The organism is Anabaena lutea FACHB-196 (assembly GCF_014698305.1).
Lineage (GTDB): Bacteria > Cyanobacteriota > Cyanobacteriia > Cyanobacteriales > Nostocaceae > Anabaena > Anabaena lutea.
Genome location: NZ_JACJST010000051.1, coordinates 1 through 11,671 on the forward strand (window position 1 = coordinate 1; position 11,671 = coordinate 11,671).

Consider the following 11,671-nt stretch of genomic DNA (forward strand, 5'->3'; position numbering starts at 1 on the left):
GGTTAGCGACAGCGTAACCCACCATTTTTTATATATAGTTGGAATTCGTAGGTTAGCGACAGCGTAACCCACCATTTTTTATATATAGTTGGAATTCGTAGATTAGCGACAGCGTAACCCACCATTTTTATTATAATTGAAACCATTTAGTAGCGATATAATAAAGTCATTTAGGTAAGCAAATATGGAGGAAATCACCATGCTATCATCCCCCTTAATGTTGCAAATGCCATCTTCAATGCCAATGACAGACGAACAATTTTTTGAATTCTGTCAGGTAAACCGTGATTTACGCATTGAAAGAAATAGATTTGGAGAAATATCAATCATGTCACCGACAGGTTCAGAAACAGGAAACCGAGAAGGTAATATATTTGGACAATTATGGGTATGGTCAGAAAAAGATGGTACAGGTATCACTTTTACTTCCAGCACAGGCTTTAAACTCTCCACAGGTGCAGACCGTTCTCCTGACGCTGCTTGGATAAAATTAGAAAGATGGAATACACTCACACCAGAACAACAAAAAAAGTTTGCACCCATATGTCCTGATTTTGTCATCGAATTAAGATCAGCTTCTGATAACCTGCAACCATTAAAAGATAAAATGCAGGAATATATGCAAGAACCAGGAATACAATTAGGCTTATTAATTGACCGCAAAAATCGCCAAGTTTATATTTACCGTCCTGGACAAATAGAAGAATGTTTAGAAAATCCTGATACTGTAAGTGGTGAACCTGTTTTACCTGGGTTTGTTTTGAATATGAGTAAAATTTGGTAAACAAAATAACTAGAAGGAAATCACCATGCTTTCATCTCCCTTAATGTTGCAAATGCCGTCATCAATGACAGATGAACAATTCTTTGAATTCTGTCAACTAAACCGTGATTTACGCATTGAAAGAAATAGATTTGGAGAAATATCAATTATGCCACCTACAGGTTCAGAAACAGGAAACCGTAATTTCAACTTAGCTGTACAGCTAGGAGTTTGGACTGAAAAAGATGGTACAGGAATTGGTTTTGATTCCAGCACAGGTTTCAAACTCTCCACAGGTGCAGACCGTTCTCCTGACGCTGCTTGGATAAAATTAGAAAGATGGAATACACTCACACCAGAACAACAAAAAAAGTTTGCACCCATATGTCCTGATTTTGTCATCGAATTAAGGTCAGCTTCTGATAACCTGCAACCATTAAAAGACAAAATGACAGAATATATGCAGGAACCAGGAATACAATTAGGTTTATTAATTGACCGCAAAAATCGCCGAGTTTATATTTATCGTCCTGGACAAATAGAAGAATGTTTAGAAAATCCTGATACTGTGAGTGGTGAACCTGTTTTACCGGGTTTTGTTTTAAATATGAGTAAAATTTGGTAGTTATTTTAGGTAGCCAAAATATCCAATAAAATACACAGCGAGTAAAAACTATGAGTAAAACACCAGTAAAACATTTATACGAACAAGATTTTTATCTATGGGTTGAGGATACGGTCAGTAAGTTAAAAGCAAGAGACAATGAAAATTTAGATTGGGATAATTTGATTGAAGAGGTAGAGTCTTTGGGGAAAAATCAGCGTAAAACAGTGCTGAGTTTTTTGGTACGTTTATTAGAACATTTGTTAAAGCGGTGTTATGTACCAATATCAGATTGTTATCGGGGTTGGGAAATTGAAATTAGGAATTTTCGGCAAAGATTACAAATAGAGTTAGAAGATTCACCAAGTTTAAAAAGTTTTGTTTTAGAAATTCTCTCAAAAAGTTATGAAATGGCATTGGCAAATGTCAGAGATGGTTATCCTGATGTTTATTTTTCTGATGTTTGTCCATTTCCATGTGATGTAGATGCTTTGTTAAATAAGAAGTTTTGGGAAGAATAATGATTATTTTTGGTGAGGGTTTAGCAATGCTAAACCCCTACATTTAGTCAATCAATATTTACTTTTTTCGCTTTTTCCACTTTCTCAACTTGCTTGTGTGCTTCCATTTCGTTGAATAGTCAGTCGCATAGATTCATTTCAGCCAATTTTGATGAAATAATTGCTGTAAACTTTGGCTAATTGTCCTAATTGTTATCTTTAAAGTAAGCTTACTATATACACTTTTTTATCTTCCTCCTAAACTCTACTTTGATGTATTTTTAAAATAAAGTATCAATAAATAATCATGTAAATCCTTTAATCTTGAAAATCCTGATTCGCTTTTTATTTTAAAATCAAATTCATGTATTATAATTCTGCTAAAATATTATAAGCCTCATTAATTAACCGCATCTTCTCCTGTACCTGTTTTTGCATTTGTGGCTGATTCACAAATAAATCAGGATGCCATTTTTTCACCAATGTCTTATATGCTTGTTTCACTTCAGCAAAAGAAGCCGTAGGTTGTAACCCTAAAATTGTATAAGCGCGCGCAATTTTATCTATCTCGACTTGTTTTTTTGGCGGATTTTGTGCCTTTTGACTGGGATTTTTTGATTCCTGTTTCCCTGAAGACTTCATATTAGCTTTTATTTGCGCTATTTCTTGATCAAGTTCCCAATTCCGAAATTTCGCTTCTACCTCTGCGGGGTTTGGTGGTGGAGGTGGTGGAGTATAAACCTGTTGACGCGGAGGTTCTACCTTTGTTTGACTATTCCGAGGAGTATTTTCTTTTGGAGGTGTATAAACTTGTTGTTTTGGTGGTTGAGGACTTGCAGATTTAGGTTTATCTTGATAAGGTTGATATTTAGTTGAGATATTCGCTTTCTTTAACTCTGCCAACAACTGATTAAATTGATTTTGCAACTTTTGTAAATCTTCCCTTTGTTGAGTAATTTCTACTGGTTCTTTACTTGCTTCAAAGTAAATTACTTTAGCGGCTTTTTGTTCATATTCAGCCAAGATAGATAAACCCTGACTACTAAAACGTGATAAATAATTTTCAGCCGCAGCTATACAAATTTTAGCAACTTGTTGATTATATGAATCTTTAGTTGATTGTTCATCTTGTTTTTGCAAGTTTTTATTTAATAAATAAGAAATACTCCCCACCACAGCAGCACCTACTGGCCCACCTAATAACCAACCAATACCACCTCCAACAGCTAGAGAACCCGGTTCACTTAAATCATTTGTATTAAGATTAGTTTGTTTTTCAGGTAGGGTTAATTGAGGTGCATTGGGAAAGGGAATTTTTAAATCTTCTGGACGTTCTGATTTGAAAAAATCATAAGCTTGATACAGCCATTTAATTACGGAATTTTGTAATTCTATCAAGTCTTTTTTAAAAGTTCCTGTTTGCCAAGATTGCAAATTATTTTCAGCCATTGCAACTGCAATTTCAGCTTGATATTTGATTAGTAATTTAGGTAAAGATAACCAAGTTTCTAATTCATAAATGCTGGTTTTAAAACCTTGATAAATTAGATTTTGAGCTTTTTGTTTAATTTCTATTCGGGCATTTTCTTTATCATCAAAAATTTTAATTTCTTGAGAACATTTATAAATTTTATCAACTAATAAAGTTTGCAGTTGAGAAGATACAGCTTGCACTCTTGGTAAACGCACAGTACCAGAATTTTGCTGTAAAATCCCAACTAGATTTTGCAAAGCAGTTTCAAAAGCAGCTAAACCGCTACTATTTGCAAGCGCAACATCACCTTTTAATCTCGCGCGTAAAGCAGGTAAAGCATCAACTCGATATAAATTACTAAAACCGGGAGGTAAATCAGCGCGAAAGCTTTCAGCTACAAATAGTAAACGATTTTGGACTTGTTTTTGTTCTTCCGGTTCGAGTAAATTTAGAAAATTCGCTACAAAAATAACTGTTTTGATATTTCTATCTAATAACCAATCGCGGAGATTTTCTCTCTCCCCCAAAGTCATTAGTTTACGTGCATCTAATAATTGAATGACTAAATCTGTACCTAATAACCTATCTTTTACTAAATTGTCTTGTGCTTCTCTGTCATTAGTTCCTGGTAAATCAATAAATTCTATTCCTGTTTCTAAAAAAGGATGGGGACAAAAAACTTCAACAGAAGCAACATCTTTTCGCATCTGTCTATTACCGTCTAAAACCGCAAATTGTTGTAAAACTTCTGTACCACTGCGATAAATTTCTGTACCATCTACTAACATAATCCGAGTGCGGACAGTTGTACCATATTTAACGGTAATTGCTGCACCTGTTGTGGGAATTAAATCAATAGGTAAAGTCCGATTTCCTAACATTGCATTTAGCAAAGTTGACTTACCATGATTGAAAGGACCAAATACCGCAATCTGGAAATTAGGATTAGCTAAATAATCACAAATAGAAGTTACATCTTGTTGTAGTGGTGAATTATTATCTAAATTTAATATCTTACAGGTGGATTTTAGAGCATTAGTTAATTCACTATAATCTTTATATTTTTGTTCCATGATGTTATTTTTCAATTAGTTAATTTTTACGCACGCAGATCCCCGAATTATTAAAGAAGTCGGGGATCTTTTGTTTTAGCTGTAATAAGCTAATAAGTTGCTGTAAGCAGCTTCAATTTTTTGCAATTGTTCGATAACATTCTCCTGTAAATTCTTAAACCGTTTAAATTCAGTTTCTCGATTGATTTCCCGTGTTTTCTTCTGTTGCAGGAGATTATCTAGTTCTGATTTGCGAGAATTGATATCATCGTTAATGCGCTGACTTACTTCTTTTTCGTAGGTATTAAAACACTCTTTTACTGCATCATAAACAATGGGAGCTTGTTCATTTGCTACTTGGGGAAGATATTTTACTAATTCTTTTTTTGCGGTTTTTACTAATTCTTTTCTTGCTTGATCTGCTTGTAAAATTCCTACTCCCAAACCTAATAAAGCAAAACCAATTGGACCAAGAAAAATGCCTGTCACTGCTGTAATCATTCCCCCCACACCAATTACAGTGAAGTAGTTTAAGAGGATGTTTTTCCAATCAAAACCTGCACTAGCTAAAGCTACACCGGCTAAGTTACCTCTAGATAAAGATAACAAACCCATTGCCCATTTTGCCCAGCCAGGAGAGTTATCATCTTCTGTGGTAGAATGGGCATTAATATTTACTTTTTGTCCTGTTAATTTTTCGGTGATTTGGTTGGTAACTTGATTGTAAGAAGCACCATATTGTGCAGCGGAATTAGATAATTCTCTAAAGGCTGCATTCATGTCTTTTTCAGCATTTAAAGTCCAAGCTGAAAATTTATCAGTGATATATTGTTCAAAGGCTTTTTGGAGGGCGATGTTAAAAGCGTCTCGTTTTCCACCACTTAAGAAATCAAGCAAATTCAATTCTGGTTGATAGCGCAAGAAATCATTTTCAAAGGTATTACCTAAGTTTAAAACGTAGTTGCGAAAAGATTCCGATATTCCTCGCGCTTGAGAGTCTCTGGTGTTGATAATTTCTTTTTGGAATTGATCACGAATTTGATTGAGTTTGCTGAATTCAGGTTCAACTGAATCAATCCGTTTTTTCAATTCATCTACATCTTGATCAAGTAAGGGAATCCGTCTGTCAATAGCTTCGCGGGTATGATTTACAGCTTGTCTAGCTAAGGTTCTGACTTGACGCAATTCTGCGATCGCTCTTTCTCTGGTTAGAAACGTATTTAACGCCCCCATAAACCCAGGAAAGCCAGTGTTACTTAAATCAGCTTGGGGATTCTTTAATCTGCGTCTCAGTGCTTGAATGGATGAAATCTCAAACACTCTTTCATCATAGATATCCTGTCCATCTACATAACAATATTCAGCTAAATTAGCTTTAAATACTTGTCGAAGTCTAGTTTCTGCTGCTGTCAATTCCTCAATATCATCAGGATCAATCAATGATTCTTTCACCTGATCCCAAGCATTAACTAAGAAGAAAACCGATAAACCTCTACCTTTGATATAATTCTCTAAATAACGTCTTTCACCTAAAGTACAAGGCTGAGAAGCACGCATGACAAATAAAATTGCATGACAGCTATTCACATATCCTAAAGATAACTCATTCCGGGCTTCTGTGTCATTCAAACCAGGACTATCAACAATTTCAATGCCCTTTTCTAGTAAAGTTAAAGGATACTCAACCACAGCATAATCAACATCAGGAAATGCTTGTTTTTGTTCCTGTTCTAATTTCTTGGCTTCTGCCGGATCAATGGTATATTTATATTTAAAGGTTTGAAAGTCTAGCTGTTGCGGACTTTTGCCATCATTGAAATGAATAGTAACTTTCTTTTCTGCTCCATAGCGGAGTATTGTTAATACTGCTGTACAGGGATTTACGTCACTAGGTAATAAATTCTCACCAATTAAAGCATTGAGAAAGGTACTTTTACCCCGTTTCATATCACCTAAAACCAACAGCCTAAATACACCATTTCTGAGATTTTTACTGGCGGCTGTAATGTCTTCAATATCTCTGGTTAAACTCAGTTTCCCAGAAGAAGTATCTCCAGCTAATTCTGCTTGATTAATAGTATCGGCGATTCGACTTAAACAAATAGAAATCTCAGAACGTACTTGAGAAACCCGTTCTAAATCATTGATAAATTTGTCAGTTCCAACTTGATAATTCATGGTGATGACACTTTATTTAGAGTTTTTAATTTTCGATTCCAAGAAAAGCTTGTAAGTCAGAAAAGCCAAAGCCCCAAAAATAACAACTCCCGCTAAAACTGAGGCTACTCGCACTGCAACTAAAGCTGCAACAGCGAAGCCAAAAAATTTCCCAGCGAGAATTACTTTTTTTAGCCAAGGTTTTTGAGATTTTTCTGGTTGATGTTTCTGCGTTTTATAGAAAGGTGCATCAATAGCATGGATTTGATCGTCCATTTCTCGCAGTCGCTTTTCTACCTGACGTTGAATGTCTTGATTATGTTCATCGGGAGATTTCATCCGCGTCCACCTTGTTTAGGACATTATTTAGTATATTGTATGGTAATTTACCCCATGAATTGAAATTACTGGAGTAAATAAACAAGGTAATATTACCATTGCTGCATCTAGTTTAGATTCAATATTTTGTACTTGCTTTTCGGAAATTGTCGGTAAGAAGATCGCAATAGGATGGAGATTAAATGTCAGAATTTGATAGCGAAGAACTCAGGTAGATTCAACATGGATATCAAGAATGGATTTGTCGGTACGATTGGCAACACACCACTGATTCGCTTAAACAGTTTTAGTGAAGAAACCGGTTGTGAAATCTTAGCTAAAGCAGAATTTCTCAACCCTGGTGGTTCTGTCAAAGATCGCGCTGCACTTTACATTATCGAAGATGCAGAAAAAAAAGGACTTCTCAAACCGGGTGGGACAGTAGTAGAAGGAACTGCGGGGAATACGGGTATTGGATTAGCGCATATATGCAACGCTAAAGGTTACAAATGCTTGATTATTATTCCCAACACCCAATCCCAAGAAAAAATAGATGCTTTGACTACTTTGGGTGCAGAAGTTCGTCCTGTTCCGGCTGTCCCTTACAAAGATCCTAATAATTACGTCAAATTATCTGGTAGAATTGCGGCGGAAATGGAAAACGCAATTTGGGCTAATCAGTTTGATAATTTAGCAAATCGTCTTGCTCATTATCAAACCACCGGTAGAGAAATTTGGCAACAGACCGACGGTAAAATAGATGGTTGGGTAGCAGCAACTGGTACGGGTGGTACTTATGCTGGTGTAGCAATGTACCTGAAGGAGCAAAATCCGGCGGTTAAATGTGTTGTTGCTGACCCATTGGGTAGCGGACTATATAGCTATATCAAAACTGGCGAAATCAAAATGGAAGGTAATTCCATTACTGAAGGTATCGGTAATAGTCGCATTACCGCCAATATGGAAGGCGTACCTATTGATGATGCCATGCAAATTGATGATCCAGAAGCGTTACGTGTTGTTTATCAACTATTAAGAAAAGATGGCTTATTAATGGGTGGTTCGACGGGAATTAATGTGGGTGCGGCTGTGGCTTTAGCCAAACAATTGGGACCAGGACATACTATTGTCACTATCTTGTGTGACAGTGGTTCTCGCTATCAATCACGGATATTTAATAGTGAATGGTTAGCGAGTAAAGGATTGGTTATCAATTAGGATTTTTTTACCTATCGCCACTATTGGGTGGCGATGCTCAACATTTTTAGCCTAGTTTTAAGGGAATGAAGGACGAGCAGGTAGTTGCGGTGGTGATGGGGGTTTAGGTTGCTGAGATGGTGATGGAAGTGATAGTTTTTTTGGAAGTGATAAGGGAGAAGAATTTTTTTGCCTCAAGCCCATTAAAGGCTCTAATATCTGATTCAATTGAGGTGTATTTTTCTGATTAAGATGGTTTTTTACTTCCATTAAAATTTGCTCTTGTAAAGCAGTTGATAATTTTTTAGGTAAATTTTCATTAGTCAGATCACTTAAACTAATTTCCTGAATTTGAAATTGTTCCTTTACAGGGTTAGACTGAAGTGGAAGTTGTGCGTTAATATTGACCTGAATATTCTGGAAACGCATTTGTTGAATAATTAGCTCAGGTTGTGAGGTACTTGATTTTTTTGTACTTCCTCCATTGTTCGCTTTTTGCTGCATTTCCTGAACATTGATATGAATCATGTTTTGAGGTTGGGCTGGATTATTGCTAAACTTTCCATCAATATTAATTTCCACATCTTTAATGATCATCATCTCAAAATTTAAAGGTTTAGCATTAAGTCTTTCTGCTTGAACCTCAATACTGCCAATTTTGAAAATATAGGGACTTGGAAAACCTGCTAAATTACTAAAGCGAATATCCATCATCTTTAGACTTTGTGCAAAGAGATTAACATTGGCTTCTGCACAATCTACTTTTAATCCTGTACCATCACTTAAACCTTGTTCAACTTCCTTTTGTGCGTATTGATTGATCAAGATATTTCCACCTATTGCTAAAACCCCTAAAACAACGCCAGCAATAACAAAACCACCAATTATCCTAGATTTTTTAACCATAATAAAATATTCTTTTTACTTAATCTTTATTCACCTTTAAGGGGTGACTTTGATGAATAGAAACTTAAAAATGGTAGCATGGATAACGTTGATTCGATTAGTTCTATCGCTATTTCACCTGGAATTAATGTCAGGTTAGCTCTCTTCCGTCACAATAGGGTGAACCCCTATTTTTTCATAGGCTGTAATCTTGAAAATTTGTCAATTTATCCGATAGTTATGAAATCCGGGTAATACTACATAACTGGCGTTTATAGTCAAAATGGCGATGGCTGAATTAATGTCAAACGTCCCAACCCAGGAACAACCTCTTCCTAATTGTGTGCAAGTATGTCAACATCGTACTTGTAGAAAACAAGGTGCAGAGGAAGTTTTAGCCGCTTTACAAGCTTTACCTGTACTTAATGTGACAGTTACAGCTAGTGGCTGCTTAGGTCAATGTGGTAATGGTCCAATGGTGCTAGTCTTACCAGAGATGGTTTGGTATTGTGGAGTTAAACCTCAAGAAATACCGCAACTGGTAGAACAACATTTATTAGGTGGTAAAAAAGTTAAATATATGCTTTATTATCGGTTTCATCCCCATGGATAAAGCTAACTGAAAATATATAAATTCTGTAATTTGGTGCAAACAAAGCGAGGAAATTAATGGATATTCAACAGCTACGTCAATCATTAAAAATGAAGTGGCTGAGTTACTGCAAGGAGAATCGTTTGTGGCTGGTTAAAATACGAATTTGGCACTCCTATAATGGTGTCAGACGACCTTCTTCTGGTTATATTTTAGCCACTTTATCTATTTTAGAACCTGAGTTGAAAAAAATACTTCCTTTTCTTCTAGAGTTAAATAATAATCCGGATCAAATAGTTGCGGCTTTAGGTCTTAACTTCAATCCTGAAGAAGAGTTACGTTTATTAAAATCACAGCATTATCTAGCTAAAAACCAGGTAGTTAGTAAGCCTCCAGCCAAGAGTCAGGTTGCAAATACATCAATACAAAAAGAACACAAACAGGTGTTATTGAGAATTACCACAAATGTGGACAAAAAGCCCGAATCTGTAGCGGTGGGTGCAGTAACTACATCAGCTAATCACCATTCTCCAACCACAGCGCTTTCGGAAATGGGACGGGAACAAACACAAACGCGAACTGATAAGCGATCGCTCTCAATAACTACAACAGTTCCTCATCAAACCAAAGCTGTTCCTTCCCTCTCAAGAGTTAACAAACCCAATCACAACCCTCAATTTATGAGCATTCCTGTCAAACAAGTTTCTCATACTTCACCTACCACTAATGCCCGTAGTTTACCTTCTTGGATAGATGAATTTTGTCAAGGTGTGAAATGGGAACAGGATGAAACAATTACCCGCAAATTGTAAATCCAGATTTTTTACTTAATCCCATTGGAACATAGCACATCTATCCTGCCAGAGCAGCCTTTTATATCAGGTTCCTTTAATTACTTATTAAAAAACTCGACCCGTCCCCGCGTCAGTCTTAACCATAAGCCTTTAACCGAACACAATATTACGGATATTCGTGAGATACAAAGGGAACTGCAACTACTTCCCCTTCGGTTGCGCCAACTTGCACTTTTAAACCTACACCACCAGCTTTACTACGGATGTAACCAAGTCCAAAGTGACCATCAGGAGTTTCTGTGTAACTGGTGAGTTTACCAACTTTTTCTTCCCCAATCGTGATTACCGTTCCCGGTTCCGCAGCACCATCAAGCCGAATTCCCCAAAGGTATTGTTTTACACCTTTATATGTATTTAATCTCGCAATAGTTTCTTGTCCGATGTAGCAGCCTTTATTAAAAGATACTGTTTGCCATAAACCTACTTCTAGGGGATTATAATCATCCGTGAGTTCAAAATCCGGGGCTGGACGACCTTGTAATATTCTCAATATATCCCAAGCGCGATCGCTCAACTCTACCGCACCTAATTCTAATATTTGATTCCACAATTTTTCTTTTTCAGCAACTGGGAAAATGAGCGTATATCCAGGGTTCGCCAAACCGCTACCCACCGCAAATATCACACCATCAACTAAGATATGATTACCATTAGGTTGACCAATCAGCGCCCCAGCACCCAGCTTTTCAATTATGTCGTTACTTTGAGTCCCAATTAAGCTCAGGGTTGCAGTTTCATCAGTCACATCGGTTAATATTACCTTGTCAGCAAAGAAGATATAACGATCTAACCATTGCATAAGAAACTCACGGCGGTTCTGTGAAACCAACAGCAATACTGCATCATCTAGAACATAGCCAGTCACCAAATCAATGGTTCGGGCTGTAGATGTCAAAATCACCGTATCACAGCCTGATCCAGGTTTCAGTCCTTGGAAATCATTAGTACTTTGACCGTGTAAAAACCGGAGTCTATCATCATTAGAAACACGGATGATTCCCCAATGAGAGCGATTGTCGCAGACAGCAACCCCTTCTCTCGCTGCGTGGATAGCTGCTGCGTCTTTATCGTCAATTGCAGATGTTGGCATAGTGTTGCAGAGTTGCTTTTTTTTGAATAGACATCTCCGAAAATCTTAGCAAATAAGGGTTTATGGCTTCAACTAGTTTTGAATTAAGCTGTTGTGCAGCTAGATTGTATAATAGAGAATTAAGTAACTAAGCGATAGCTTCTGAGTTATGCCAGCAAAAAACCATCTGTCTAAAGAACAGAGAG

General features: G+C 36.6%; 11 protein-coding genes. 6 read left to right on the forward strand and 5 right to left on the reverse strand.

What is annotated here, in order from left to right; translation table 11 throughout:
• Window positions 1-199: 199 nt before the first annotated feature.
• The 3 genes from H6G59_RS26640 to H6G59_RS26650 are packed head-to-tail and all read left to right on the forward strand — an operon-like array spanning window position 200 to window position 1,888.
• Complete coding sequence (locus H6G59_RS26640) at window positions 200-784, forward strand: Uma2 family endonuclease (protein WP_190720992.1); 585 nt, start codon at window positions 200-202, stop codon at window positions 782-784.
• 25 nt (window positions 785-809) lie between these two features.
• Window positions 810-1,388 carry a Uma2 family endonuclease gene (locus H6G59_RS26645; protein ID WP_190720994.1) on the forward strand — a complete coding sequence of 193 codons (579 nt, stop codon included), beginning with the start codon at window positions 810-812 and terminating at the stop codon, window positions 1,386-1,388.
• Between the two features lie 50 nt (window positions 1,389-1,438).
• A complete protein-coding gene (locus H6G59_RS26650) occupies window positions 1,439-1,888 on the forward strand; it encodes a DUF29 domain-containing protein (RefSeq protein WP_190720997.1) in 450 nt (149 codons plus the stop codon).
• Window positions 1,889-2,236: 348 nt separating this feature from the next.
• Here H6G59_RS26650 and H6G59_RS26655 read toward each other — a convergent pair whose 3' ends face one another.
• From H6G59_RS26655 to H6G59_RS26665, 3 genes are all read right to left on the reverse strand, one after another.
• Complete coding sequence (locus H6G59_RS26655; protein WP_190720999.1) at window positions 2,237-4,414, reverse strand: dynamin family protein; 2,178 nt, start codon at window positions 4,412-4,414, stop codon at window positions 2,237-2,239.
• A 75-nt stretch (window positions 4,415-4,489) separates the two neighbouring features.
• Window positions 4,490-6,571, reverse strand: a complete 2,082-nt coding sequence (locus H6G59_RS26660) for a dynamin family protein (protein ID WP_190721002.1) — start codon at window positions 6,569-6,571, stop codon at window positions 4,490-4,492.
• A 12-nt stretch (window positions 6,572-6,583) separates the two neighbouring features.
• Window positions 6,584-6,889, reverse strand: a complete 306-nt coding sequence (locus H6G59_RS26665) for a hypothetical protein (RefSeq protein WP_190721005.1) — start codon at window positions 6,887-6,889, stop codon at window positions 6,584-6,586.
• 222 nt (window positions 6,890-7,111) lie between these two features.
• Between H6G59_RS26665 and H6G59_RS26670 the strand changes: the two genes are divergently transcribed.
• Window positions 7,112-8,086: a cysteine synthase A gene (locus H6G59_RS26670; protein ID WP_190721007.1), complete on the forward strand. Its 975-nt coding sequence runs from the start codon at window positions 7,112-7,114 to the stop codon at window positions 8,084-8,086.
• 57 nt (window positions 8,087-8,143) lie between these two features.
• Here the strand turns inward: H6G59_RS26670 and H6G59_RS26675 are convergent, their stop codons facing one another.
• Window positions 8,144-8,971 (reverse strand): AsmA family protein, encoded by an 828-nt coding sequence (locus H6G59_RS26675; RefSeq protein ID WP_190721008.1) that lies wholly within the window; start codon window positions 8,969-8,971, stop codon window positions 8,144-8,146.
• A gap of 268 nt (window positions 8,972-9,239) precedes the next feature.
• Here H6G59_RS26675 and H6G59_RS26680 point away from each other — a divergent pair, with 268 nt between their 5' ends.
• Window positions 9,240-9,563 (forward strand): (2Fe-2S) ferredoxin domain-containing protein, encoded by a 324-nt coding sequence (locus H6G59_RS26680; protein WP_190721010.1) that lies wholly within the window; start codon window positions 9,240-9,242, stop codon window positions 9,561-9,563.
• Window positions 9,564-9,619: 56 nt separating this feature from the next.
• Window positions 9,620-10,354 carry a DUF5331 domain-containing protein gene (locus H6G59_RS26685; protein ID WP_190721012.1) on the forward strand — a complete coding sequence of 245 codons (735 nt, stop codon included), beginning with the start codon at window positions 9,620-9,622 and terminating at the stop codon, window positions 10,352-10,354.
• Window positions 10,355-10,502: 148 nt separating this feature from the next.
• On the opposite strand, the gene ygfZ is transcribed toward H6G59_RS26685, so the two are convergent.
• Window positions 10,503-11,486: a CAF17-like 4Fe-4S cluster assembly/insertion protein YgfZ gene (gene ygfZ / locus H6G59_RS26690; protein ID WP_190721014.1), complete on the reverse strand. Its 984-nt coding sequence runs from the start codon at window positions 11,484-11,486 to the stop codon at window positions 10,503-10,505.
• Window positions 11,487-11,671 lie beyond the last annotated feature (185 nt).

What these genes read in the sequence shown, in the direction of transcription:
- H6G59_RS26655 (WP_190720999.1), bottom strand. Translation starts at nt 4,414, where the DNA reads ATGGAACAAAAATATAAAGATTATAGTGAATTAACTAATGCTCTAAAA.
- H6G59_RS26645 (WP_190720994.1), top strand. Translation starts at nt 810, where the DNA reads ATGCTTTCATCTCCCTTAATGTTGCAAATGCCGTCATCAATGACAGAT.
- H6G59_RS26670 (WP_190721007.1), top strand. Translation starts at nt 7,112, where the DNA reads ATGGATATCAAGAATGGATTTGTCGGTACGATTGGCAACACACCACTG.
- H6G59_RS26685 (WP_190721012.1), top strand. Translation starts at nt 9,620, where the DNA reads ATGGATATTCAACAGCTACGTCAATCATTAAAAATGAAGTGGCTGAGT.
- H6G59_RS26650 (WP_190720997.1), top strand. Translation starts at nt 1,439, where the DNA reads ATGAGTAAAACACCAGTAAAACATTTATACGAACAAGATTTTTATCTA.
- ygfZ (WP_190721014.1), bottom strand. Translation starts at nt 11,486, where the DNA reads ATGCCAACATCTGCAATTGACGATAAAGACGCAGCAGCTATCCACGCA.
- H6G59_RS26640 (WP_190720992.1), top strand. Translation starts at nt 200, where the DNA reads ATGCTATCATCCCCCTTAATGTTGCAAATGCCATCTTCAATGCCAATG.
- H6G59_RS26660 (WP_190721002.1), bottom strand. Translation starts at nt 6,571, where the DNA reads ATGAATTATCAAGTTGGAACTGACAAATTTATCAATGATTTAGAACGG.
- H6G59_RS26680 (WP_190721010.1), top strand. Translation starts at nt 9,240, where the DNA reads ATGGCTGAATTAATGTCAAACGTCCCAACCCAGGAACAACCTCTTCCT.
- H6G59_RS26665 (WP_190721005.1), bottom strand. Translation starts at nt 6,889, where the DNA reads ATGAAATCTCCCGATGAACATAATCAAGACATTCAACGTCAGGTAGAA.
- H6G59_RS26675 (WP_190721008.1), bottom strand. Translation starts at nt 8,971, where the DNA reads ATGGTTAAAAAATCTAGGATAATTGGTGGTTTTGTTATTGCTGGCGTT.